The sequence below is a fragment of the Thermus aquaticus genome (genome assembly GCF_001280255.1).
Taxonomy (GTDB): Bacteria; Deinococcota; Deinococci; order Deinococcales; family Thermaceae; genus Thermus; species Thermus aquaticus.
The window spans coordinates 215,671-238,238 of sequence record NZ_LHCI01000106.1 but is presented as its reverse complement, the minus strand read 5'-3'; the positions used below and the strand labels follow the sequence as shown (position 1 = coordinate 238,238).

The following is a 22,568-nucleotide window of genomic DNA, read 5'->3' as shown; positions in this document are numbered from 1 at the left end:
GGTCCCGGCGGACCAGGGCTTGCACCGCTTTCTCCCACACCCCCTCCTTCTGCCACTGGCGAAAGTAGTGGTAGACGGTGGACCAGTGGGGCAGGTCATGGGGCATGGCTCGCCAGGGGATGCCGTTCTTCAGGACGTAAAGGATGGCGTTCATGATCTCTCTTCTGGACACCTTGGCGGGCCGGCCGCCGGGCTTGGGGGCGGGGATGAGGGGCTCCAGGAGGCCCCACTCCTCGTCGGTTAGGTCGCTGGGGTAACATCGTCTAAGAGGCACCCTTCAAGGATACCACCCTTTTACGACAGCCTCTAGTACCACCCCATGCTGGCCCAAGCCAGCATGGGGGCTCCGGCAAAAGGCAAGGCCTAAGGGGCCGTCCCTTGGTTTTTCCACACCGAAAGGGCTTGGCTGGGCCCTTCTGGGGCTCCTGCCACGGCGGGGTACTCAGCCCCTGGCCTCCAGGGGCACGTAGGGCCGGTCCAGCTCCCCGATGTACTTGGCGTCGGGGCGCAGGAGGCGGTTGTCCTGCTCCTTGTACTCCAGGATGTGCCCCACCCAGCCGGAGATGCGGGCCACGGCGAAGATGGGGGTGAAGAACTCCAGCCCGAAGCCCAGGTCGGAGTAGACCACCCCGGAATAGAAGTCCACGTTGGGGTAGATGCCCCGCGGGTTCAGCACCTTCCCCGCCTCCTCCTCCACGATCTTGAGGATCTGGTACTCGGGGGAGTGCCCGTGCTTCTCCGCCACGCGGCGGGCCAGCTTCTCCAGAACCCCGGCCCTGGGGTCAAAGGCCTTGTAGACCCGGTGGCCCATGCCCATGATCCGCTCTTTCTTGGAAAGCTTTTCCCGCACCCACTCCCGGGCCCTCTCGGGCGCGCCGATCTCCTGGATCATCTTCATGACCGCCTCGTTGGCCCCACCGTGCCTGGGGCCCTTCAAAGAGGCCACGGCGGCGGTGATGGCCGAGTAGAGGTCGGTCTCCGTGGAGAAGGCGGCGATGGCGGTGAAGGTGCTGGCGTTGAAGCCGTGCTCGGCGTGGAGGATGAGGGCCGCGTCCATGAGGCGCTCCTGCTCAGGGGAAGGCTCCACGCCGTTCGCCATGTAAAGGAAGTTGGCGGCGTGGGAGAGGTCCTCCCGGGGAGGAAGGGGCTCCTTACCCTCCTTGAGGCGCTTGTTGGCGGCCACGATGGTGGCGAACTTGGCGATCAGGTCCAGGCCCTTCTGGTACAGGGCCTCCCGGGAGATATCTCCCTCGGTGGGGTCCAGCATGCCCAGCTCGGAGACGGCGGTGCGCAAAAAGCTCATGGGGTGGGCCGAGGCGGGGTAGCGCCGGAAGGACTCCAGGAGGTGAGAAGGCAAAGCCCGCCTGGCCGCCAGGTCCTTTTTAAAGGCCTCTAGCTCCCCTCGCTGAGGCAGTCTGCCGTGGAGAAGCAAGTAGGTGGTCTCCTCAAAGGTGCTCTTCTCCGCCAGCTCCTGAATGGGGATGCCGTAGTAGTAAAGGCGGCCCGCCTCCCCGTCAATAAAGCACATCCGAGTTTCCGTGAAGAGAACGCCCTCAAGACCCCGTGCCACTTCCATAGGCTCCTCCTTTTCCGCACCCCAGGGGTGCTTCCGCCGTCATCATACATCCTTCAGCCCACCATTAACTTCCCCGGGAACCTTTTGCCGGGGCCCCCATGCTGGCCCAAGCCAGCATGGGGTGGTATTAGAGGGCGTCCTCCTGGAAGATGACCGTCTTCAGGTAGAGGCTTTCCGGCACGTGCAGGCTCCAGGGGTGGTCCTGGGGCTGGTAGGTGACGGCGTGGACCCTGAGGCGCACTCCGAGGTCGTGGGCCGCCCGGCGGGCCACCTCCAGGAGGTCCTCCACCTTCACGTAGTAGCTGCAGGTGGAAAGCCAGAGGTAGCCCTCCTTGGCAAGAAGGCGCAGCGCTTCCCGCACCAGGTCCACCAGGTGGCCCTTCATGGCGGGAAGCTCTTCCTTCCTCTTGACCAGGGTGGGAGGGTCCAGGAGGACGTGGTGGAAGGGGCCTTCCAGGGTTCTCAAGACCTCCAGGGCCTCCCCCTGGCGGATGTCCACGCGAAGCCCCGCCCGGAGGGCGGCCCGGTCCAGGACGGAGAGGGCCTCGAGGTCCTTGTCCACCGCCAGGGCGTAGGCTCCCTTTCTGGCGGCCCTGAGGGCGAACCCCCCCACGTAGCTGTACACGTCCAAAACCCGCTCCCCCGGGCGCACCATGGCCTCCAAAAGGCGGCGGTTTTCCCGCTGGTCCAGGTAAAACCCCGTCTTCTGGGCCAGGGCCGGGGGGATGGAGAAAAGGAGGCCGTCCTCCTCCACCGAAAGGACCTCCGGCACCTCCCCAAAGACCACCCCCACCCGCTCGGGAAGCCCCTCCTGCCGCCTGGCCTCCACGTCGCTCCGCTCGTACACGCCCTCGGGCCTCACCACCTCCAAAAGGGCCGGGAACCAGACCTCCCGGAGGGCCTCCATCCCCCGGGAGCGCACCTGGAGGACTAGGACCCCGCCAAAGCGGTCCACCACCAGCCCGGGAAGCCCGTCCGCCTCCCCGTGTACCAGGCGAAAGCTAGGCCCAAGCCCCTCCCGCTTCTTAAGGGCCCTCACGAAGCGCTCCCGGAAAAAGCGGCGGTCCAAAGGCCCCCGGTCAAAGCGGAAGGCCCGGAAGGGGATGCGGGAACGGGGGTCGTAGTAGCCCACCGCCAGAAAGGCCCCGTCGGCCCCATAGGCCTCGGCCACCCCCGCCTCCTGGGGAGCCTCCTGGAGCTCGTCCCGGTAGACGTTGGGGTAGAAGTTCCTGAGCTTCCGCTCCTTGCCGGGCTCCACCACCACCCTCAGCACGGGCCTCAGCATACCCCGTGCTAAACTGGAACCATGAACCGAAAGCGCTGGCTGGCCCTCATCCTCTTTCTCCTGGTGGTGTTCCTGGCGGTGGTGGGCCTGGGTCGCCTCACCGCCCCGGAAAAGGCTAAAGGGCGCTGGCAGGAGACGACCCTTTTCGGCCAGGGGGAAAAGGTCCTCCTCCTAGAGCTCAAAGGAACCATCCCCACCGACAAGGCCCTGGAAGACTTCCTCTCCCAGGTGCGCCAGGCCAAGGAGGACCCCGGGATCAAGGCCGTGGTCCTCGAGGTGGTTAGCCCCGGGGGCGGGGTCACGGAGACCGAGGCCATCCACCGCGCCCTAAAGGAGCTGGCCCGGGAAAAGCCCCTGGTGGCCAGCCTGGGCACCGTGGCCGCCAGCGGCGGCTACTATGCGGCCACCGCCGCCCGGGAGATCGTCACCGCCCCCACCACCGTAACCGGTTCCATCGGGGTCATCTCCATCCTGCTCCAGGTCCAGGGCCTTCTGGACAAGCTGGGGGTTGAGGTGGAGGTTCTGAAGGAGGGCAGGCTCAAGGACATGGCCTCGGGCCTCCGCCCCCTGACCCCGGAGGAAAAGACCCTCCTCCAGGGCTACATGCGGGAGGCCTACGAGCTCTTCGTGAGGCGGGTGGCGGAAGGAAGAAGGATGCCTCTGGAAAAGGCCTACCGCCTGGCGGACGGGCGCATCTATTCAGGCGCGCAGGCCCTGGCCCTGGGCCTGGCCGACCGGGAGGGCTACCTAGAGGACGCCGCCCAAAGGGCCGCCGAGCTGGCGGGTCTGACTGGCTTCCGCCTGGTCCGGTACAAAAAGCCCAAGGGTCTGCTGGTGGAGCTTTTGGGAGACGAACCTCCCTTTGGCTTCGCCTCAGACACCCAAGCCCTCCTGCAGGCCCTGGCCCAAAGCCGCTTCCGCCTGGAGTACCGCTACCTAGGAGGTGGACTATGGTAATCGCAAGCCCCTGGCGTCGGCTGGTGGCCTCCTTTGTGGACGGCCTGATCCTGGTGCCCGTGACCCTTCTTCTTATGGCCCTGGCCGGGGTGGACTGGGTGAACACCACCCCGCTCCAGAACTTCCTCTTCAACTGGGTTCCCAGCTGGGCCTACTACGTGGCCTTCACTGCCCTCTACGGGGCCACGCCGGGCAAGATGCTCCTGGGCATCCGCGTGGTGAAAACCGACGGCCGCCCTGTGGACTGGCTCACCGCCCTCATGCGGGAGGTGGTGGGCAAAACCCTCTCCACCTTGCCCTTGGCCCTCGGCTACCTGTGGGCCTTCTTCCATCCCCAAAGGCAGGCCTGGCACGACCTCATCGCCGATACCTTGGTGGTCCACCGAGAATCCCAGGCGTGACATCCTCCCCCGGATAAATCCGGGGGCATCCCTTTTAGGATGCACGCAAGAGGCTACCCTTGCGCTTCGGTTCGTGGACTCCGTGCCATCCCAGACGGAACGACCGGACCACGGGCCGTGCCACACGGCCACTACTCCCCTTGACGGGAGATACCTGGAAAGCCCGCTCGTAGATGTTCAGGGCCCCGTTGACATCCGCTTGCGCCTTCCAGCCGCAAGAGCAGGTGTATAGACCCCGGTGCTTCCTGTTGGAAGGCGAAGCCTTCCCGCAAGCGTGGCAGGTGAGGGAGGTCTTCCTTTCCTCCACCTCGTGGACTTTGATGCCCATGAGGGCCCCTTTGTACTTCAGAACCTCCACCAGCTTGCGGTAGGGCCAGGCGTGGAGCCTCTGGTTGAGGACCTCGCCGTAGTCCAAGCCCTCCCGGAGGCCCGAGAGGTCCCCGACCACGACTTCTCCCACGCCTCGGCTGACGCACTCACGAAGGAAGTGGGAGGCGGCTTGACGTAGAAGATCGTTCACCTGAGCCCTCTCCCGATGGGCTACCTCCCTCCACCTGCGGGAGCCCCGCTTGAGGTTCGCCCGGACTTTCTGCCAGTACCGCCGCACCGCCTTAAGCCCCCGGCCCGAGTAGAGTAAGGCGCCCCCGTCATCAAAGGCCGCCGCCATCAAGATTGTCTCCCCCAGGTCTAGGGCTACCCGACCTTCTCCTGGTCTAGGGTTGGCCCTCACTTCCACCGTCAGACGGGCTTCCAAGCGCCCGGAGAACTTGTCGTAGACGATGGAGAGTTGCCGCACCCTTTCGTACCGTACTCCGGGGCGGTGGGTGATGCGGAAGGAGACTTGGCGTATCCCGTCTTTCCGCCCCGTGCCCAGGGAGACCGTGACCCTGTCCCCCTCCACCTTGTAGCCGCTTTGGACGTACCTGAGCGGGGAGAGGTACCCCTTGCGCCGAAATCCGGGGGCCTGGTGGTTTGTCTTTCCTTCTTTCCTCAGGGCGAAGAAGGCCTTATAGGCCTCTCTCACCTCCTCTCTCGTGAGCTGGACGGACATAGAGTAGTAGTCCTTGGCCCGGGGAAGCTCCTTCAGGATGCGGTTGAGGTTCTTGCGGGAGAGGTCCACCTTCCCGGTCCCTTTGTAGGCCTCCCGGAGGTGCCAAAGCAGGCCGTTGTAGACCTTGGTGGCGGAACGCATGGCCTCCTTGAGGACGGCTTCCACCTCGGGCGTGGCGTGGATCTGGGCCTTGAGGGTCAGGAGAGGCATTTTCCTCCTTCATGGTAGCGCAAAAGGGCGAGGGGGTCCGTGTATCCCCCCGATGAATCGGGGGGGATTACTGCCCCCTCGCACTCCCCCGTTTTTCTAAAAAGCCGCCCCGGGCCTTGGGCCCGGGGTTTTTGGTGGGCGATGGTGGACTTGAACCACCGACCTCACGCTTATCAGGCGTGCGCTCTGACCAGCTGAGCTAATCGCCCCCGCACGCAAAGTTTAGCTTAGCCGGAAGAGGCCCACCCGTCAAGATATCCCGCCGCTGAGCTCCCCCCTCACGTTCCGACAAGCTGAGGCAGAAGCACACGGCGCCGCCAGGTCTGCAAGGCCTCTTTGGGGCCCCCACCCCAAATGAACCGCCCGCCATTGGGCCAGGGGAAAGCGGCCAGGCGCCTTCAAGAGGAGGAACCGGCCCTGAGCCCCTTGACACCTTTTAGGGCATCTGGTAGATTCATGTTTGCGCTGCCCGATGGGCGGCGGGGGATCTTGAAAGCTGGGGTGGATGGATGGAAGCCACGGGCCACGTTCTGCGTGGTCCTTGAAGGGTCAAGATGCTAAGGGCCCACGGTGGATGCCTTGGCACCCGAGCCGATGAAGGACGTGGCTACCTGCGATAAGCCAGGGGGAGCTGGTAGCGAGCGTTGATCCCTGGATGTCCGAATGGGGAAACCCGGCCCGTGGGAACACGGGTCACCGCCTTTGTGCGGGGGGAACCTGGGGAACTGAAACATCTCAGTACCCAGAGGAGAGGAAAGCGAAAGCGACTCCCTGAGTAGCGGCGAGCGAAAGGGGAAGAGCCTAAACCGTCCGGCTTGTCCGGGCGGGGTCGTGGGGCCCTCAGATGCCGAATCCCTAGCCTAGCCGAAGCTGTCTGGGAAGCAGCGCCAGAGAGGGTGAAAGCCCCGTAGGCGAAAGGTGAGGGGATAGGTGAGGGTACCCGAGTACCCCGTGGTTCGTGGAGCCATGGGGGAATCTGGGCGGACCACCGCCTAAGGCTAAGTACTCCGGGTGACCGATAGTGAACCAGTACCGTGAGGGAAAGGTGAAAAGAACCCCGGGAGGGGAGTGAAATAGAACCTGAAACCGTGGGCTTACAAGCAGTCGCGGCCCCTTTAGGGGTTGCGGCGTGCCTATTGAAGCATGAGCCGGCGACTCACGGTCGTGGGCGAGCTTAAGCCGTAAGGCGGAGGCGTAGGGAAACCGAGTCCGAATAGGGCGCAGGTGGGCCGCGTGCGGCCCGCGAAGTCCGCGGCCGTGGACCCGAAACCGGGTGAGCTAGTCCTGGCCAGGGTGAAGCTGGGGTGAAACCCAGTGGAGGCCCGAACCGGTGGGGGATGCAAACCCCTCGGATGAGCTGGGATTAGGAGTGAAAAGCTAACCGAACCCGGAGATAGCTGGTTCTCCCCGAAATGACTTTAGGGTCAGCCTCAGGCGCTGACTGGGGCCTGTAGAGCACTGATAGGGCTAGGGGGCCCACCAGCCTACCAAACCCTGTCAAACTCCGAAGGGTCCCAGGTGGAGCCTGGGAGTGAGGGCGCGGGCGATAACGTCCGCGTCCGAGCGCGGGAACAACCGAGACCGCCAGCTAAGGTCCCCAAGTCTGGGCTAAGTGGGAAAGGATGTGGCGCCGCGAAGACAGCCAGGAGGTTGGCTTAGAAGCAGCCATCCTTTAAAGAGTGCGTAATAGCTCACTGGTCGAGTGGCGCTGCGCCGAAAATGATCGGGGCTTAAGCCCAGCGCCGAAGCTGCGGGCCTAGGGCGCAAGCCCTAGGCGGTAGGGGAGCGTTCCCGATGCCGATGAAGGTCGCTCGTGAGGGCGGCTGGAGGTAAGGGAAGTGCGAATGCCGGCATGAGTAACGATAAACAGGGTGAGAATCCCTGTCGCCGTAAGCCCAAGGGTTCCTACGCCATGGTCGTCAGCGTAGGGTTAGGCGGGACCTAAGGTGAGGCCGAAAGGCGTAGCCGATGGACAGCCGGTTAATATTCCGGCCCTTCCCGTGGGTGCGATGGGGGGACGCTCTAGGCTAGGGGGACCGGAGCCATGGACGAGCCCGGCCAGAAGCGCAGGGTGGGAGGTAGGCAAATCCGCCTCCCGTGGGCTCTGCGTGGTGGGGAAGCCCGTGAGGGTGACAACCCCCCGAAGCCAGGGAGCCAAGAAAAGCCTCTAAGCACAACCCACGGGAACCCGTACCGCAAACCGACACAGGTGGGCGGGTGCGAGAGCACTAAGGCGCGCGGGAGAACCCTCGCCAAGGAACTCTGCAAGTTGGCCCCGTAACTTCGGGAGAAGGGGTGCTCCCGGTGGCGCCTTCGGGCGCCGCTTGGGAGCCGCAGTGAATAGGCTCTGGCGACTGTTTACCAAAAACACAGCTCTCTGCGAACTCGTAAGAGGAGGTATAGGGAGCGACGCTTGCCCGGTGCCGGAAGGTCAAGGGGAGGGGTGCAAGCCCCAAACCGAAGCCCCGGTGAACGGCGGCCGTAACTATAACGGTCCTAAGGTAGCGAAATTCCTTGTCGGGTAAGTTCCGACCTGCACGAAAAGCGTAACGACCGGAGCGCTGTCTCGGCGAGGGACCCGGTGAAATTGAACTGGCCGTGAAGATGCGGCCTACCCGTGGCAGGACGAAAAGACCCCGTGGAGCTTTACTGCAGCCTGGTGTTGGCTCTTGGTCGCACCTGCGTAGGATAGGTGGGAGCCTGGGAAGCCGCCCTTTCGGGGGCGGTGGAGGCGCCGGTGAAATACCACCCTGGTGCGACTGGGGGCCTAACCCCTAGCGGGGGACAGCGCTTGGCGGGCAGTTTGACTGGGGCGGTCGCCTCCTAAAGCGTAACGGAGGCGCCCAAAGGTCCCCTCAGGCGGGACGGAAATCCGCCGGAGAGCGCAAGGGTAGAAGGGGGCCTGACTGTGAGGCCTGCAAGCCGAGCAGGGGCGAAAGCCGGGCCTAGTGAACCGGTGGTCCCGTGTGGAAGGGCCATCGATCAACGGATAAAAGTTACCCCGGGGATAACAGGCTGATCTCCCCCGAGCGTCCACAGCGGCGGGGAGGTTTGGCACCTCGATGTCGGCTCGTCGCATCCTGGGGCTGAAGAAGGTCCCAAGGGTTGGGCTGTTCGCCCATTAAAGCGGCACGCGAGCTGGGTTCAGAACGTCGTGAGACAGTTCGGTCTCTATCCGCCACGGGCGCAGGAGGCTTGAGGGGGGCTCTTCCTAGTACGAGAGGACCGGAAGGGACGCACCTCTGGTTTCCCAGCTGTCCCTCCAGGGGCATAAGCTGGGTAGCCATGTGCGGGAGGGATAACCGCTGAAAGCATCTAAGCGGGAAACCCGCCCCAAGATGAGGCCTCCCACGGCGTAAAGCCGGTAAGGACCCGGGAAGACTACCCGGTGGATGGGCCGGAGGTGTAAGCGCCGCGAGGCGTTGAGCTGACCGGTCCCAATCGTCCGAGGTCTTGACCCTTTTGCCCTTATACCCACCCCAGCCAAGGTCCCCCGCCCCTCGGTGGCGCGGGCTCTTTGAAAAGCAAAACACGAGAATCCCCCGTGCCCTTAGCGGCGTGGAACCACCCGTTCCCATTCCGAACACGGAAGTGAAACGCGCCAGCGCCGATGGTACTGGGACCGCAGGGTCCTGGGAGAGTAGGTCGGTGCGGGGGATTTTGCCTTCGCGGGAGTAGCTCAGTTGGTAGAGCACGACCTTGCCAAGGTCGGGGTCGCGGGTTCAAGTCCCGTCTCCCGCTCCACATAAACCCCCCAGGGCATCCTGGGGGGGTTTTGCCTTATGGTTGCCCAGAACCTTCCCCCCCACATTCCGCACCCCCCTCACTCCCGGAGGTAATATCGCTGTGCCCCCAGTAGGCCCCGCCTCGCCCGCTCCAGCTTCCCCTCGTCCACCTCCAAGCGGGCCAGGAGGCGGTAGCCCACCGAGAGGGGCGCCTCCCCCTTCCTCGGACGCCCCACCCGCCCCCAGCGCCGCTCTTCCTGTACCCCCAGGTAGACCAGGCGGTGGTAGGAAAGCTTCCCACTGGCCTCCTCATCTACCGCCAGGGCCCGCCGGGCGTCCGCCTCGCAGGCGAACCTCAGGGCCAGCAGCAAGGCGGACCAGGCATTCCGCATAAATCCCCCCCTTTCCCTCGGGAAAGCCCGGGAAAGGGGGTAAGGGCTTGGGCTTTTCTTTAGCTACTCCAGCACGCCCAGGTAGGCGTACCGGTCGGGGCCGCCGGGCAGGATCTCCACCGCCAGTGCGGGGAACTTCTGGGCCACGGCCTCGGCAGCCTCCTTGGGGGTGTTGGGCCCCAGGAAGAGGGTGAGGACCTCCTTCCCCTCCTGGGCCAGGCGGACGAGGCCCTCGAGGACCTCCTCCGGGGTCTTTCCCACCAGGACCAGCCGGCCGTCCAGAAGGCCGATGGGCTTGTCCTTGAGGACCTTGAGGCCGTCCACCTCGGCGTCGCGGCTGGCCCAGGTGACCTCGAGGGTCACCGCCCCCTCCATGGCCTCCGCCATCTCGGGAAGGAGCTCCTCGGGCTCCCGCTCGGGCTCATAGCGGACCGCCGCCGCCAGGCCCTGGCCTATGGTGCGGGTCTTGAGGACGTGGACCTCCTTGCCCGCCTCCCTGGCCAGCTTGACCGCCTCCTCCGCCGCCATGAAGACGTTGGGGTTATTGGGCAGGAGGATCACCTTGGGGTTGGGGAGGCTTTTGATGGCGGAGAGGATGTCCTCCACGCTGGGGTTCTGGGTCTGCCCCCCGGCCACCACCCTGGCCCCCAGGGAGCGGAAGGCCCGGGCCACCCCGTGCCCCAGGGCCACGGCCACCAGGCCCGTGGGGGGCGGGGCCTCCTCCAAAAGGCCCGCCATGGCCAGGATCTCCGTGTGCTGCTCGGACATGTCCTCCACCTTGGTGCGCACCATGCGGCCAAAGCGGGCCACGGTGGCGAGGAGGCCGTCGGGGTCGTCCGTGTGGATGTGGCCCTTCACGTACCCTTCCGCCCCCACCACCAGAAGGGAGTCCCCAAAGGGGGCCACGGCCTCCCGGATCTTCTCTATGGGAACCTCCACCCCCTCCATGAGGAACTCGGTGCAGTAGCCGAACTCCTCGGTGGCGAAGGCGGTCTGGGCGTAGCGCTCCACCTTGGGGGGCTCGGGCAGGGGAAGCCCCAGGGCGTAGCCGTGGATCCCCTCCAGAAAGCGCACGTACCCCGCTCCCCCGGCGTCCACCACCCCGGCCTGCTTGAGGACGGGAAGGAGTTCGGGGGTCTTGGCCAGGGCCTCCCGGGCCGCCGCCAAGGCGCTTTCCAGGACGTCCTTCAAGCTATCCCCCCTGGCCCCCTCCCCCGCCGCCCTGGCCACGGTCAGGATGGTGCCCTCCACGGGGCGCATCACCGCCCGGTAGCCCGTCTCCGCCCCCAGGCGCAGGGCCTCGGCCAGGGTCTTGGCATCCAGCACCCCCTTCTTGCGGATGGCCTCGGAGAAGCCCTTGAGGATCTGGGAGAGGATGACCCCGCTGTTCCCACGGGCCCCCAGCAGGCTCCCGTAGGCGATGGCCCGGGCCACCTCGGGCATCCTGGAGGTGTCCGCCAGGTCCAGCTCCCGCCGGGCGGACTGGAGGGTGAGGTGCATGTTGGTGCCCGTGTCCCCGTCGGGCACGGGGTAGACGTTGAGGGCGTTCAGCTCCTCCACGTAGACGCCGAACCAGTCCGTGGCGAAGCGGAAGGCCTCGGCCACCTCCTCCGGGGCCCAACTAGCCACGCCCCACCCCCACCACGTGGACCCGCACCTGGGAGAGCTCCACCCCGGCCAGCCTCTTGGCGGCGAAGCCCACCCGCTCAGCCAGGGACTCCACCACCGTGGGGATGCGGGCCCCCACGGCCACCACCACGTAGAAGTCCGCCTGGTACTTGCCGGGAGCGGCGGGGTCCGGGCGGACCACCACCCCCTCGCTGGCCTCCTGCCGCCCCAGGATGCGCACCACCTGCTCCTTGAGCCCCGCCGGAGCCATGCCCACCACCCCGGGCACCTCGTGGGCCGCCAAGGCCAGAAGGGCCGCCAGGGCGTTTTCCGTTATGGTCAAGCGTCCCGCCATCCTACCTCCTCAGGGCTTCCTCAGGGGGAGTATAGGGGAGGCCGAAGGCCTCGGCCACCCCCGGGTGGGTGAGGAGGCCCCTGTGGGTGTTGAGGCCCTTGAGCAGAGCCTCGTCCTCCAGAAGGGCCCCCAGGCCCTTTTCCGCCAGCTTGAGCACGTAGGGCAGGGTCTGGTTGGTGAGGGCGAAGGTGGAGGTCCGGGGGACGGCTCCCGGCATGTTGGCCACCCCGTAGTGGACCACCCCGTCCACCACGTAGGTGGGCTCGGCGTGGGTGGTGGGGCGGATGGTCTCCACGCACCCCCCCTGGTCCACGGCCACGTCCACGATCACCGAGCCCTCCTTCATGAGGGGGAGCATGTCCCGGGTCACCAGCTTGGGGGCCTTGGCCCCCGGCACCAGCACCGCCCCGATGAGGAGATCGGCGTGGCCGATGCTCTTCTTGATGTTGGCCTCGGTGGCGGTGAGGGTCACCACCCGCCCGCCGAAGATGTCATCCAGGTACTGCAGGCGCTTGTGGTTCACGTCCAGGATGGTGACCTGGGCCCCCATGCCCAAGGCGATCTTGGCGGCGTTGGTGCCCACGGTGCCGCCCCCCAGGATCACCACGCTGGCCGGGGCCACCCCCGGCACCCCCCCGAGGAGGACCCCTCGGCCCCCCTTGGGCTTCTCCAAGAACTGGGCCCCCACCTGGGGAGCCATGCGCCCCGCCACCTCGCTCATGGGGATGAGGAGGGGCAGGGAGCCGTCCTTGAGCTGGACGGTCTCGTAGGCGATGCCGGTGACCCCGCTTTTCAGCATGGCCTCGGTGAGGGTCCGGTCGGCGGCCAGGTGGAGGTAGGTGAAGAGGATGAGGCCCTCCCGCAGGAAGGGGTACTCCTCAGGTAGGGGCTCCTTCACCTTCACCACCATCTCCGCCTTCCAGGCCTCCTCCCGGCTCACCAGGGCCGCCCCTGCCCGCTCGTACTCGGCGTCGGTCAGGCCCGACCCTAACCCCGCCCCTCGCTCCACCAAGACGGTGTGGCCCCTGCGGACCAGGCTTTCCGCGCCCCCCGGGGTGAGAGCCACGCGGTTCTCCAGGGTCTTGATCTCCTTGGGCACGCCGATGACCATACCTATACCTCCTTCACAAAAACCCGTTTGATCTTCAGCTTGAAGCCGTCGCCCTCGGCGATGGCCAGAAGCCGCCTGCGGGAGTCTATCAGGGTCACGTAGCCCAGGGCGGGGATGGGGAGGGGCACCCCTTCCAGCACCCGCCTGGCCTCGGTGTGGGAGAGCTCCACCACGGGGAAGGGCAGGGCGTCCACCTCGGGGATGGCCTTATCCGGGGAAAGCTCGGCCAGGGACACCGCCCGCTCCAGCCCCACCTTGCCGATGCGGGTGCGCACCAGGCCGGAGAGGAAGGCCTTGGTCTTGAGCTTCTCCCCCAGATCCCGGGCGAAGGCCCGCACGTAGGTGCCGGGGCCCACCACCAGCCGGATCACCGCGGTGGGGTAGGCCCCGAGAGGCCGGGGAAGCTCCACCTTCCGCCCCCCCTTCTCCGCCAGGCGCCAGCCCTTGGCCGAGGGGGCGATGGGGTGGGGGATGGGTTCGGGGTCCAGGGCCAGAAGCTCCACCTCCAGGTACCTGGCGGGCCTGGGGCCAAGCTCCAGAGGCTTCCCCTCCCGGGCGGCCTCGTAGGCCCGCTTGCCCTTCACCTTGATGGCGGAGTAGAGAGGGGGGATTTGCTCCTTCACCTCCAGGAAGCCAGGGAGGGCGGCCTCGAGGTCCTTGCGGTCAAAGCGCACCGGGGCCTCTTCGCTGACGGGACCCTCGGCGTCTAAGGTGGGCGTGGTGGCCCCAAAGGACACCCAGGCGATGTACTCCTTGTCCTCCCCCGAGAGAAAGGGGACCAGCTTGGTGCTCTCCTCCGAGACCAGGAGGAGAAGCCCCGTGGCCAGGGGGTCCAGGGTGCCCGTGTGCCCCACCCGGCGGGTGCCTAGGCGCTTCCTGGCCTCCTCCACCGCGTCGTGGGAGGTGAGGTGGAGGGGCTTGTCCACCGCGTAGAGGGCCATGCCTAGGGGATTCTATCACCCCCCTAGAATGAGGGAGTGGAGCTCCAAGAGCGCTACCCCAGCCTGGGCTTCGCCTGGCCCAGGCCCGGGGTGCTGGAGATCACCTTCAAGGGCGAGAGGCTGAACGCCATGGACCCCAAGACCCACCGGGCCCTCTCCCGGGTGTGGCGGGACCTCGAGGAGGTGGAGGAAGCCCGGGCCGTCCTCATCAGGGGCGAGGGCGGGGTCTTCTCGGCCGGGGGCTCCTTTGCCCTCATAGAGGAGATGCGCGCCTCCCACCAGGCCCTGATGCGGGTCTACCGGGAGGCCCGGGACCTGGTCCTGGGGCCCTTGGACTTCCCCAGGCCCGTGGTGGCGGCGGTGGAAGGGGTGGCGGTGGGGGCGGGGCTGGCCTTGGCCCTGGCGGCGGATGTGGCCGTGGTGGGCAAAAAGGCCAGGCTCCTGGACGGGCACCTGCGCCTGGGGGTGGCGGCGGGGGACCACGCCGTCCTCCTCTGGCCCCTTCTCTTGGGCATGGCCAAGGCCAAGTACCACCTCTTCCTCAACGAGCCCTTAAGCGGGGAGGAGGCCGAGCGGCTGGGCCTGGTGGCCCTGGCGGTGGAGGAGGGGGAGGTCTACGCCAGGGCCCTGGAGGTGGCGGAAAGGCTCGCTCAAGGCCCCAAGGAGGCCTTGGAGCACACCAAGCGGGCCCTCAACCACTGGTACCGCGCCTTCCTGCCCCAGTTTGAGCTCTCCCTGGCCCTAGAGTTCCTGGGCTTCGCCGGCGAGGAGCTGGAAGAGGGGCTCAAGGCGCTTAAGGAAAAGCGCCCCCCCAGCTTCCCATGAAGGCCATGCGCCTCCAGGCCCTCCTGGCCCGGGCCGGGGTGGCGAGCCGGCGCCAGGCGGAGGTCCTGATCCGCCAGGGCCTGGTGCGGGTGAACGGGGAGGTGGCCCACCTGGGCCAGAAGGTGGGGCCAGACGACCTGGTGGAGGTGGCGGGAAGGCGGGTGGAATGGCCCAGGGAGCGCCTGGTCCTGGCCCTCCACAAGCCCCGGGGCTACACCACCACCCGCTCTGACCCCCACGCCCGGAGGACGGTCTTTGAGCTTCTCCCTGAGGTCCCCGGCCTCCAGGCGGTGGGGCGGCTGGACCGGGAGTCCGAGGGCCTCCTCCTCTTTACCAACGACGGCGAGCTCCTCTTCCGCCTTACCCACCCCCGCTACGGAGTCAAGAAGGTCTACCGGGTCTGGACCGAGAGGGGAACCCTGCCCGAGGCCGTCTGCCGGAAGCTGGTGGAGGGGGTGGCCCTCGAGGACGGCCCGGCCCGGGCCCTCTCCTGCAGGCCCGCCCAAGGCGGGGCCATCCTCACCCTGGGGGAGGGGCGGAAGCGGGAGGTGCGGAGGATGCTCCAGGCCGTGGGCTACCCGGTGAAACGCCTCCTCCGCCTCCAGGTGGGGCCCGTCCGGCTGGGCAACCTGCCCCCCGGGAGGTGGCGCAGGCTTTCCCCGGAGGAGGTTCAGGCCCTGCTAAAGGAGGTGGGGCTAGAATGAGGGGCATGTTCAACGCCGGGAACGGACCCGTGCAGATCAGCGCCGAGGCCATCCAAAAGCGGGTGGCCCAGCTGGGGCAGGCCATCGCCCAGGACTACCAGGGGAAGACCCCCCACCTCATCTGCGTCCTGAACGGGGCCTTCATCTTCATGGCCGACCTGGTGCGGGCCATCCCCCTCCCCCTCACCATGGACTTCATCGCCATAAGCTCCTACGGGAACGCCCTGAAGTCCAGCGGGGAGGTGGAGCTCATCAAGGACCTGAGGCTTCCCATCCACGGGCGGGACGTGATCGTGGTGGAGGACATCGTGGACACCGGCCTCACCCTGGCCTACCTCCTGGACTACCTGGAGGCCAGGAAGCCCGCCTCCATCCGGGTGGCGGCCCTTCTCTCCAAGCCGGCCCGGCGCCAGGTGGAGGTCCCCATCCACTACCTGGGCTTTGAGATTGAGGACGCCTACGTCTTTGGCTACGGCCTGGACCGGGCCCAGTTTGACCGCAACCTGCCCTTTATCACCTCCATCCGACCGGAGGAAGAATGAGGTACCTGGACCTCATCACCGCCCTCTTCGCCACGGTGCTTCTGGTCTCCAACGTGGCCTCCACCAAGCTGGTGGTCCTGGGGCCCTTCACCTTTGACGGGGGGACCCTCCTCTTCCCCCTGGCCTACATCTTCGGGGACGTCCTCACCGAGGTCTACGGCTACCGTAGAAGCCGAAGGGTCATCTGGATAGGCTTTCTCGCCCTCCTCTTGGCCACCCTCACCTTCCAGGCGGTGGCCGCCCTTCCCGCTCCCGAGGACGGAGAAAGCCAGCGCTTCGCCCAGGCCTTCGGCCTCCTCTTGGGCCTCACCCCCAGGATCGTCCTGGGAAGCCTCCTGGCCTACTTCGTGGGCGAGTTCGCCAACGCCTACGTGCTGGCCCGGCTCAAGGTGCGCACCGAGGGGCGCTTCTTCTGGCTCAGGGCCCTGGCCTCCACCCTGGTGGGCCAGGGGCTGGACACCGGGGTCTTTCTGCTGGTGGCCTTTTACGGCATCTGGCCCAACGAGGTCCTCCTCGCCGTCTTCCTCTCCAACTACGCCTTCAAGGTGGGGGTGGAGGCCCTCATGCTCCCGGTCACCTACGGGGTGGTGGGCTTCCTGAAGCGGGCCGAGGGCCTGGACGCCTACGACCGGGACACGGACTTCAACCCCTTTAGGCTGGCATGAACCCGCTTTTCGCGCACCCGATGGGCATCGGCACCTGGGCCTGGGGGGACCGCCTCTTTTGGGGCTACGGCCGGGACTACGGGGAGGAGGACCTCCGGAGGGCCTTTTTGGCGGCCCTCGAGGCCGGCATCCTTCTCTTTGACACCACAGAGTTTTACGGCTTTGGCCTCTCCGAGAGGCTTCTCGGCCGCTTCGCGGCCGAGGCGGGCAAAAGGCCCTACCTGGTCAGCAAGTTCTTCCCCTACCCCTGGCGGCTTTCCCGCAAAAGCCTCATCCGGGCCCTAGAGGGAAGCCTGAAGCGGCTTGGGGTGGAGGCCCTGGACCTTTACCTCCTCCACTGGCCCTGGCCCCCCGTGCCCCTCAGGGTCTGGGCCGAGGCCTTGGCGGAGGCCTACGAGCGGGGCCTCACCCGGGGCGTGGGGTTTTCCAACCTGAGCCTGGCCCAGCTGGAAGAGGCCAAGGCGGCGCTGGACCGGCACGGGGTTCCCCTTCTGGCCCTGCAGGTGGAGTACAGCCTCCTGGTGCGGGACTGGGAGGCCCACCTGCCCGCCCTGCGCCGGGAGGGGATCGCCCTCATGGCCTACAGCCCCCTGGCCATGGGCTGGCTCACCGGGAAGCTGGACCCGGAAAACCCCCCTGGGGGCTACCGGGGAAGGAAGTACCGCCCCCTGCTCCCTAAGGTGAAGGCCCTCCTCCCCGTCCTGAAGGAGCTCGCCCAGGCCAAGGGCACCACCCCTGCCGCCCTCGCCCTCCGCTACCTCATGGCGAAGGGGGCCCTTCCCATTCCCGGGGCCAAGAACGAGGCCCAGGCCCGGCAGAACGCCCTAGCCCTCGCCCTTCGCCTCACCCCCGAGGAGGTGGCCCGCCTCGAGGCGTCGTAAGCTTAGGGGGATGCCGGGAGTCGCCATCATCGGAGCGCAGTGGGGGGACGAGGGCAAGGGCAAGGTGGTGGACGCCCTGGCCCGGGAGGCCGACTACGTGATCCGCTACCAGGGCGGGGCCAACGCCGGCCACACCGTGGTGGCCGAGGGGAGGGTCTTCAAGCTGAACCTCCTCCCTTCAGGGGTCATCCACCCCCACGCGGTCAACGTCCTGGCCGACGGGATGGTCATTGACCCCTTCCGCTTCCAGGAGGAGCTTCAGGCCCTGGAAAAGGAGGGCTTCCGCCCCCGGGTCCTGGTTTCGGAAAGGGCCCACCTGGTCCTTCCCCACCACAAGCACGTGGAAAGCCGCCACAACTTCGTGGGCACCACGGGGAGGGGGATCGGCCCCGCCTACTCCGACCGGGCGCGAAGGGTGGGGATCCGGGCCGGGGACCTTCTGGACGAGGCGGTCCTGAGGGAAAGGGTGCGCCGCCTCCTCCTGGAAAAGCCCAACTCCACCCGGGAGGCGGGCTGGGACACGGAGGAAAAGGCTTTGGAGGACCTCCGCCGCATGGGGGAGATCCTGAGGCCCTACATCGCCGACACCGGAAGCCTCCTCCGCGAGGCCTTGAGGAAGGGCAAGCGCCTCCTCTTTGAGGGGGCCCAGGCCACCCTTTTGGACCTCAACTACGGCACCTATCCCTACGTGACCAGCTCCCACCCCACCGTGGGGGGGATCCTGGTGGGCACAGGGCTCTCCCACAAGGCCATCACCAAGGTCTACGGCGTGGCCAAGGCCTACGCCACCCGGGTGGGGGAAGGCCCCTTCCCCACCGAGATCCAGGGAGAGCTGGCCCACCACCTGCGGGAAAAGGGCGGGGAGTACGGCACCACCACGGGGAGGCCCCGCCGGGTGGGCTGGCTGGACCTGGTGGCCCTCAAGTACGCCTGCGAGGTCAACGGGTTTGACGGCCTGGCCCTCACCAAGCTGGACGTCCTCTCGGGGCTGGAGAAGGTGAAGGTGGCCGTGGAGTACCTGGACGGAAGCCGCCCCGGGGAGGCCAGGCCGGAGGCGGTGCGCTACCTGGAGCTCGAGGGCTGGGGGGACCTCGCTGGGGTGCGAAGGCGCGAGGACCTGCCGGGAAGCCTCCTCCGCTACCTGGAGCTCATTGAGGAGTACACCGGCGTCCCCGTGGTCCTCTTCTCCACCAGCCCCAGGCGGGAGGACACCTTTGGAGGGGTGAGCTGGGTTTAAACTGGGGCCATGCCCCGGAAGGCCCCCCTGCGCCGGGCCAGCTTTGAGGAGTTTCTGGCCCTCGAGGCCACCTCCTCCGAGCGCCACGAGTTCGTGGAAGGCCTGGTCTTCGCCATGGCCGGGGGAACGGACTACCACAACCGCCTGGTGGCCCGCATCCTCCTCGCCCTCCTACCGGCGGCGGAAAGGGCGGGGTGCGAGGCCTTCGCCGAGGGCATGCTCCTCAAGGTGGAAGACGCCGCCTATTACCCCGACGTGTTCGTCACCTGCGAGGAGCCCCTGGACGGCGCCCGGTACAAGAAGACTGCCTGCTTAGTGGTGGAGGTCCTCTCCGAGGGGACGGAGGCCATAGACCGGGGAGAAAAGCTCCACCGCTACCGCAAGCTCCCCGGCCTTCAGGCCTACGTCCTGGTCTCCCAGGAGGCCAAGCGGGTGGAGGTCTACCGCCGTCTCCCGGACGGGGGCTGGCGCTACGAGGTGGTGGAGGAAGGCCAGGTGCCCCTTCCCTGCGTGGAGGTCTCCTTGGACCTGGAGGCCCTCTACCGGGGGCTTCCCGTCTAGCCCTTGAGGAAGGTCACGTACCGCTCCAGGAGGAGGTAGGCCTCCCCCGAGGCCAGGACCTCCCGAGCCAGGCGCACCCCCGCCTCCAGGGTGGGGGCCTTCTCCGCCGCGTAGAACCCGGCCCCCGCTGCCAGGGCCACGGCCTCCCCTATGGGCCCCTTCTCCTCCCCCTTTAAGACCCTGCGGGCCAGGTCGGCGTTCTCCTGGGGGGAGCCGCCCCTTAGGGCCTCGAGGGGAGCCCGCCTGAGGCCCACGGCCTCGGGCGTGAGGGCGTAGGCCCCCTTCCCCACCTCCACCACCCGGTTCTCCCCCAAGACGAGCTCGTCCGCCCCCTCCCCGTGGACCACCAGGCCCCTGGCCCCAAGCCGCTCCAGGGCCTCGGCCATGGGGGAAAGCCACTTGGGGCTAAAGACCCCCAGGACGTACCGGTCCGCCCCGGCGGGGTTGGTGAGGGGGCCCAGGAGGTTGAAGACAGTGCGGATGCCGAGCTCCGCCCTCACCGGGGCCACGTGGTGCATAGCGGGGTGGAAGACCCGGGCGAAGAGGAAGCCGAAGCCCAAGGCCTCAATGGCCTCCCCCACCCGCTCGGGCGGGGCCTCGAGGTCCACGCCCAAGGCCTCCAGGAGGTCGGCCGAGCCCGCCTTGGAGCTCGCCGCCCGGTTCCCGTGCTTGGCCACGGCCACCCCGCCCGCCGCCGCCACCAGAGCCCCCAGGGTGGAGAGGTTCAAGAGGCCCTGATGGTCCCCCCCGGTACCCACGATGTCCAGAAGGGGCCGCCTTTTTACAGGCAAAGGCCTCGCCGCCTCCCGCATGGCCCGGGCCATGGCGGCGATCTCGTGGGGCCTCTCCCCCCTCAGGGCCATGGCGGTGAGGAGGCCCGCCGCCTTTACCGGGGAGACCTCCCCCCGCATGAGGGCCTGCATGAGGCCATAGGCCTCCTCCTCCTCCAAGACCTCGCCTAAAAGGGCTTTCTTCAGCGCGTCCATGGGTCCTCCAGGAAGTTCTTGAGGATCAGCTTACCCGCCTCGGTCAGGTAGCTTTCCGGGTGGAACTGGACCCCGTGGGTGGGAAAGGCCCGGTGGCGGAAGCCCATGACCGTCCGCCCCCCCGCCTCCTCCACCCAGGCGTTCACCACCAGGTCCTCGGGGACCTCCTCCACCACCAAGGAGTGGTAGCGGGTGGCGGGGAAGGGGCTCTTGAGGCCCCGGAAGACCCCGGTGCCGTCGTGGTGGATCTCGCTCACCTTGCCGTGCATGATGACCGGGGCCGGCACCACCTTGCCCCCGAAGGCGGCCCCGATGGCCTGGTGCCCCAGGCAGACCCCAAAGATGGGGTAGCGGGGGGCGTAGCGGGCGATCAGGGGAAGGGAAAGCCCCGCCTCAAAGGGGGTGCAGGGCCCGGGGCTGATGAGGATCCGGTCGGGGTTCAGGGCCTCCACCTCCTCGAGGGCGAACTGGTCGTTCCGCCAGACCACGGGCCTCGCCCCAAGCTCCCCCAGGTACTGGACCAGGTTGTAGGTGAAGCTATCGTAGTTGTCTATTACGAGAACCCTCACGTCGCCCTCCTCTCTTCCCGGGGCCCCCACCCTGGCGCAAACCAGGGTGGGGTGGTCATAAGCCGGCCTCCGCCATCTCCACCGCCTTGAGGAGGGCCCTCGCCTTGTTGAGGCACTCCTCGTATTCCCTCTCCGGCACCGAGTCGGCCACGATGCCCGCTCCCGCCTGCACGTGCATCTTCCCGCCCGCTACCACGAAGGTGCGCAGGGTAAGGGCCATGTCCATGGCCCCGTCGTAGGCCAGGTAACCGAAGGCCCCGCCGTAGGGCCCCCGGCGGTGGGGCTCCAGCTCCTCAATGATCTCCATGGCCCGGATCTTGGGGGCCCCGGAGACGGTGCCCATGGGCAGGACGCTGGCCAGGGCGTCTAGGGGAGTCTTGCCCTCGGCCAAAACCCCCTCCACGGTGGAGACCAGGTGCATGACGTGGGAGTAGCGCTCCACGTGCATGGGCTCCACCACCCGCACCGTGCCGAAGGCGGCCACCCGGCCGATGTCGTTGCGGGAGAGGTCCAAAAGCATGAGGTGCTCGGCCCGCTCCTTCTCGTCCTTCAGAAGCTCCTCGGCGAGCCTCCGGTCCTCCTCCTCGTCCTTACCGCGGGGCCTGGTGCCGGCGATGGGCCGGGTCACCACCTTTTTGCCGTCGGAGCGGAGGAGGCTTTCCGGGCTGGCCGAGACCAGAACCACCTCCCCCAGGTCCAGATAGCCCATGTAGGGGCTCGGGTTCACGCTCCTCAAGGCCCGGTAAAGGGCGAAGGGGTGGACGGTGAGGGGGGAGGAAAGCCTTAGGGAGAGGACCACCTGGAAGATGTCCCCGGCCTTGATGTAGCGGAGGGCCTTCCTCACCGCCTCCAGGTAGGCCTCCCGGTCCATGTCGGCCTGGAAGCTGGCCCTCCCCCCCGCCCTCTCCCCCGGCACCCCGGGGAGGGGACCCTTTAGCTTGCGCTCCGCCCAGGCAAGCCGGGCCTCGGCGACCTCCGGGTCCTTTTCCGGGGCCACCAGGTGGAGGAGGCTTTTGGTGTGGTCAAAGACCACCACCACCTCGGGCTCCAGGAAGAGGAGGTCAGGGAGGGCCAGGTCGTCGGGCTTGAGGCTCGGTAGCTTCTCGTAGTAGCGGATGAGGTCGTAGGCGGCGTACCCCACCACGCCGCCAAAGAAGGGGGGAAGGTCCGGGTGGCGCTCCAGAGGGGCGAAAACGGCCTCGTAAAGGGTACGCAGGGGGTCTTGGGTCCTCACCTCCTCCCCGTTCACGGTGAAGACCCCGTCCTTCAAGCGGAAGGTGCGCCTCGCCCCCACGCCCACGATGGAGAAGCGGCTCTGCCGCCCTCTTTCCACCGACTCCAGGAGGAAGCTCACGGGGGCCTTCTCCGAAAGCTTCAGGTAGGCGGTCACCGGAGTCTCCAGGTCCGCCAGCAGGGTTCTTCGGAAAGGTCTTATGGTCTCCATGCCGCCCCCTAAAAAAGCCCCCGGGGTACGCCCCGGGGGAGAGACCGCCTCCCTCCCGGGGCCTAGCCGGGCCAAGGGCGGAGGGAGGTCAGGTTCATGTCCCAAGGATAGCCCAAAAAGTTCCCGCAGTCTAGGGGAGGCTTGGTACCCGCGCTTTGATACTGTCTTGCCTGTCAAGCCACCCCTTGGAGGGACTGGCCTGCGTAGTACTCCCTTAGCCTCCCCATCATCCGCCTAAGAAGCTTGTGGGCCACGGCCACCAGGGCCTGCTTTTTGCGCTTTCCCCGCGACAGCAGGCGACGGTAGAAGGCCCCCATCTCCGGGTCGTGCCGCACCGCCACCAAAGCCCCCATGAAAAGCTTCCTTCGCAAAAGAGGAGGCCCCTTTCGGGAGAGCCGACTCCTCTCCACGCTCTTCCCCGACTCCTCCCGCTCGGGGATCAGGCCCGCGTAAGAGGCCGCCGCCTTGGCCCGGCCCCAAAGGTGCGGGGGCAGGAGGGCCAGCACCGCCGCCGCCACCTGGGGCCCCACCCCGGGTAGGCC

Annotated in this window: 21 protein-coding genes, 2 tRNA genes, 2 rRNA genes and 1 pseudogene; 12 read left to right on the top strand and 14 right to left on the bottom strand. The window is 67.2% G+C overall.

Features of this window, described 5'->3' with window-relative positions:
• The 3 genes from BVI061214_RS13670 to BVI061214_RS02215 form a co-directional block, all read right to left on the bottom strand.
• On the bottom strand, window positions 1-274 hold a 274-nt coding region (locus BVI061214_RS13670), incomplete at its 3' end, for an IS5 family transposase (RefSeq protein ID WP_053768559.1).
• A gap of 168 nt (window positions 275-442) precedes the next feature.
• A complete protein-coding gene (locus BVI061214_RS02220; protein WP_053767113.1) occupies window positions 443-1,576 on the bottom strand; it encodes a citrate synthase/methylcitrate synthase in 1,134 nt (377 codons plus the stop codon).
• Window positions 1,577-1,703: 127 nt separating this feature from the next.
• Window positions 1,704-2,861, bottom strand: a complete 1,158-nt coding sequence (locus BVI061214_RS02215; RefSeq protein ID WP_156303205.1) for a class I SAM-dependent rRNA methyltransferase — start codon at window positions 2,859-2,861, stop codon at window positions 1,704-1,706.
• 21 nt (window positions 2,862-2,882) lie between these two features.
• On the opposite strand from BVI061214_RS02215, the gene sppA reads away from it, so the two are divergent.
• Window positions 2,883-3,818 (top strand): signal peptide peptidase SppA, encoded by a 936-nt coding sequence (sppA, locus tag BVI061214_RS02210; protein WP_053767112.1) that lies wholly within the window; start codon window positions 2,883-2,885, stop codon window positions 3,816-3,818.
• Window positions 3,812-4,219: an RDD family protein gene (locus tag BVI061214_RS02205; protein ID WP_053767111.1), complete on the top strand. Its 408-nt coding sequence runs from the start codon at window positions 3,812-3,814 to the stop codon at window positions 4,217-4,219. The genes sppA and BVI061214_RS02205 overlap by 7 nt, the downstream gene beginning before the upstream one ends.
• A gap of 34 nt (window positions 4,220-4,253) precedes the next feature.
• Here BVI061214_RS02205 and BVI061214_RS13665 read toward each other — a convergent pair whose 3' ends face one another.
• On the bottom strand, window positions 4,254-5,480 hold the full coding sequence (locus BVI061214_RS13665; RefSeq protein WP_053767110.1) for an RNA-guided endonuclease InsQ/TnpB family protein: 1,227 nt from the start codon (window positions 5,478-5,480) through the stop codon (window positions 4,254-4,256).
• A 132-nt stretch (window positions 5,481-5,612) separates the two neighbouring features.
• A tRNA-Ile gene (locus BVI061214_RS02195) sits at window positions 5,613-5,689 on the bottom strand.
• A 338-nt stretch (window positions 5,690-6,027) separates the two neighbouring features.
• Between BVI061214_RS02195 and BVI061214_RS02190 the strand changes: the two genes are divergently transcribed.
• The 3 genes from BVI061214_RS02190 to BVI061214_RS02180 all read left to right on the top strand — a co-directional run bounded on the left by BVI061214_RS02190 (window position 6,028) and on the right by BVI061214_RS02180 (window position 9,224).
• Window positions 6,028-8,941: ribosomal RNA gene (locus BVI061214_RS02190) — 23S ribosomal RNA — on the top strand.
• A gap of 79 nt (window positions 8,942-9,020) precedes the next feature.
• Window positions 9,021-9,137: ribosomal RNA gene (gene rrf / locus BVI061214_RS02185) — 5S ribosomal RNA — on the top strand.
• An 11-nt stretch (window positions 9,138-9,148) separates the two neighbouring features.
• Window positions 9,149-9,224 (top strand) — tRNA-Gly (locus BVI061214_RS02180).
• Window positions 9,225-9,336: 112 nt separating this feature from the next.
• Here the strand turns inward: BVI061214_RS02180 and BVI061214_RS02175 are convergent.
• The 5 genes and pseudogenes from BVI061214_RS02175 to truB form a co-directional block, all read right to left on the bottom strand.
• Window positions 9,337-9,573: pseudogene (locus BVI061214_RS02175) on the bottom strand (IS1634 family transposase); the annotation flags it as partial.
• 87 nt (window positions 9,574-9,660) lie between these two features.
• Window positions 9,661-11,226 (bottom strand): DAK2 domain-containing protein, encoded by a 1,566-nt coding sequence (locus tag BVI061214_RS02170; protein WP_053767108.1) that lies wholly within the window; start codon window positions 11,224-11,226, stop codon window positions 9,661-9,663.
• The gene (locus tag BVI061214_RS02165; RefSeq protein ID WP_003049629.1) at window positions 11,219-11,560 is read right to left on the bottom strand and encodes an Asp23/Gls24 family envelope stress response protein; all 342 of its coding nucleotides are present in this window, start codon (window positions 11,558-11,560) and stop codon (window positions 11,219-11,221) included. Before BVI061214_RS02165 ends, BVI061214_RS02170 begins: the two co-directional genes overlap by 8 nt.
• Before the next feature lies 1 nt (window position 11,561).
• A complete protein-coding gene (ald, locus tag BVI061214_RS02160) occupies window positions 11,562-12,671 on the bottom strand; it encodes an alanine dehydrogenase (protein WP_053767107.1) in 1,110 nt (369 codons plus the stop codon).
• 2 nt (window positions 12,672-12,673) lie between these two features.
• Complete coding sequence (truB, locus tag BVI061214_RS02155) at window positions 12,674-13,612, bottom strand: tRNA pseudouridine(55) synthase TruB (RefSeq protein WP_053767106.1); 939 nt, start codon at window positions 13,610-13,612, stop codon at window positions 12,674-12,676.
• Between the two features lie 36 nt (window positions 13,613-13,648).
• Here truB and BVI061214_RS02150 point away from each other — a divergent pair, with 36 nt between their 5' ends.
• Genes BVI061214_RS02150 through BVI061214_RS02120 form a run of 7 tightly spaced genes read left to right on the top strand, consistent with a single transcriptional unit; the run spans window position 13,649 to window position 19,027 of the window.
• A complete protein-coding gene (locus tag BVI061214_RS02150; RefSeq protein ID WP_053767105.1) occupies window positions 13,649-14,437 on the top strand; it encodes an enoyl-CoA hydratase/isomerase family protein in 789 nt (262 codons plus the stop codon).
• Window positions 14,434-15,141 carry a pseudouridine synthase gene (locus tag BVI061214_RS02145; RefSeq protein ID WP_156303204.1) on the top strand — a complete coding sequence of 236 codons (708 nt, stop codon included), beginning with the start codon at window positions 14,434-14,436 and terminating at the stop codon, window positions 15,139-15,141. Before BVI061214_RS02150 ends, BVI061214_RS02145 begins: the two co-directional genes overlap by 4 nt.
• The gene (hpt, locus tag BVI061214_RS02140; protein WP_156303203.1) at window positions 15,138-15,683 is read left to right on the top strand and encodes a hypoxanthine phosphoribosyltransferase; all 546 of its coding nucleotides are present in this window, start codon (window positions 15,138-15,140) and stop codon (window positions 15,681-15,683) included. The genes BVI061214_RS02145 and hpt overlap by 4 nt, the downstream gene beginning before the upstream one ends.
• Window positions 15,680-16,348 carry a queuosine precursor transporter gene (locus BVI061214_RS02135; protein WP_053767103.1) on the top strand — a complete coding sequence of 223 codons (669 nt, stop codon included), beginning with the start codon at window positions 15,680-15,682 and terminating at the stop codon, window positions 16,346-16,348. Before hpt ends, BVI061214_RS02135 begins: the two co-directional genes overlap by 4 nt.
• Complete coding sequence (locus tag BVI061214_RS02130) at window positions 16,345-17,229, top strand: aldo/keto reductase (protein WP_053767102.1); 885 nt, start codon at window positions 16,345-16,347, stop codon at window positions 17,227-17,229. The genes BVI061214_RS02135 and BVI061214_RS02130 overlap by 4 nt, the downstream gene beginning before the upstream one ends.
• A gap of 10 nt (window positions 17,230-17,239) precedes the next feature.
• On the top strand, window positions 17,240-18,466 hold the full coding sequence (locus BVI061214_RS02125) for an adenylosuccinate synthase (protein WP_003049605.1): 1,227 nt from the start codon (window positions 17,240-17,242) through the stop codon (window positions 18,464-18,466).
• A 9-nt stretch (window positions 18,467-18,475) separates the two neighbouring features.
• A complete protein-coding gene (locus tag BVI061214_RS02120) occupies window positions 18,476-19,027 on the top strand; it encodes a Uma2 family endonuclease (RefSeq protein WP_003049602.1) in 552 nt (183 codons plus the stop codon).
• On the opposite strand, the gene trpD is transcribed toward BVI061214_RS02120, so the two are convergent.
• From trpD to BVI061214_RS02100, 4 genes are all read right to left on the bottom strand, one after another.
• Window positions 19,024-20,013, bottom strand: a complete 990-nt coding sequence (gene trpD / locus BVI061214_RS02115) for an anthranilate phosphoribosyltransferase (protein WP_053767101.1) — start codon at window positions 20,011-20,013, stop codon at window positions 19,024-19,026. The two genes, BVI061214_RS02120 and trpD, sit on opposite strands and share 4 nt — an antisense overlap.
• Complete coding sequence (locus BVI061214_RS02110; RefSeq protein WP_003049596.1) at window positions 20,001-20,582, bottom strand: anthranilate synthase component II; 582 nt, start codon at window positions 20,580-20,582, stop codon at window positions 20,001-20,003. Before BVI061214_RS02110 ends, trpD begins: the two co-directional genes overlap by 13 nt.
• Before the next feature lie 55 nt (window positions 20,583-20,637).
• Window positions 20,638-22,026 carry an anthranilate synthase component I gene (gene trpE, locus BVI061214_RS02105; RefSeq protein ID WP_003049593.1) on the bottom strand — a complete coding sequence of 463 codons (1,389 nt, stop codon included), beginning with the start codon at window positions 22,024-22,026 and terminating at the stop codon, window positions 20,638-20,640.
• Between the two features lie 173 nt (window positions 22,027-22,199).
• Window positions 22,200-22,568, bottom strand: a 369-nt coding sequence (locus BVI061214_RS02100) for a transposase (RefSeq protein WP_156303278.1), incomplete at its 5' end; no start/stop codon positions are given.

Bases quoted from the DNA above. Each gene is read 5' to 3' on its own strand.
- BVI061214_RS02220 (WP_053767113.1), bottom strand. From the start codon at position 1,576: ATGGAAGTGGCACGGGGTCTTGAGGGCGTTCTCTTCACGGAAACTCGG.
- BVI061214_RS02215 (WP_156303205.1), bottom strand. From the start codon at position 2,861: ATGCTGAGGCCCGTGCTGAGGGTGGTGGTGGAGCCCGGCAAGGAGCGG.
- sppA (WP_053767112.1), top strand. From the start codon at position 2,883: ATGAACCGAAAGCGCTGGCTGGCCCTCATCCTCTTTCTCCTGGTGGTG.
- BVI061214_RS02205 (WP_053767111.1), top strand. From the start codon at position 3,812: ATGGTAATCGCAAGCCCCTGGCGTCGGCTGGTGGCCTCCTTTGTGGAC.
- BVI061214_RS13665 (WP_053767110.1), bottom strand. From the start codon at position 5,480: ATGCCTCTCCTGACCCTCAAGGCCCAGATCCACGCCACGCCCGAGGTG.
- BVI061214_RS02165 (WP_003049629.1), bottom strand. From the start codon at position 11,560: ATGGCGGGACGCTTGACCATAACGGAAAACGCCCTGGCGGCCCTTCTG.
- ald (WP_053767107.1), bottom strand. From the start codon at position 12,671: ATGGTCATCGGCGTGCCCAAGGAGATCAAGACCCTGGAGAACCGCGTG.
- truB (WP_053767106.1), bottom strand. From the start codon at position 13,612: ATGGCCCTCTACGCGGTGGACAAGCCCCTCCACCTCACCTCCCACGAC.
- BVI061214_RS02145 (WP_156303204.1), top strand. From the start codon at position 14,434: ATGAAGGCCATGCGCCTCCAGGCCCTCCTGGCCCGGGCCGGGGTGGCG.
- hpt (WP_156303203.1), top strand. From the start codon at position 15,138: ATGAGGGGCATGTTCAACGCCGGGAACGGACCCGTGCAGATCAGCGCC.
- BVI061214_RS02135 (WP_053767103.1), top strand. From the start codon at position 15,680: ATGAGGTACCTGGACCTCATCACCGCCCTCTTCGCCACGGTGCTTCTG.
- BVI061214_RS02130 (WP_053767102.1), top strand. From the start codon at position 16,345: ATGAACCCGCTTTTCGCGCACCCGATGGGCATCGGCACCTGGGCCTGG.
- BVI061214_RS02125 (WP_003049605.1), top strand. From the start codon at position 17,240: ATGCCGGGAGTCGCCATCATCGGAGCGCAGTGGGGGGACGAGGGCAAG.
- BVI061214_RS02120 (WP_003049602.1), top strand. From the start codon at position 18,476: ATGCCCCGGAAGGCCCCCCTGCGCCGGGCCAGCTTTGAGGAGTTTCTG.
- trpD (WP_053767101.1), bottom strand. From the start codon at position 20,013: ATGGACGCGCTGAAGAAAGCCCTTTTAGGCGAGGTCTTGGAGGAGGAG.
- trpE (WP_003049593.1), bottom strand. From the start codon at position 22,026: ATGGAGACCATAAGACCTTTCCGAAGAACCCTGCTGGCGGACCTGGAG.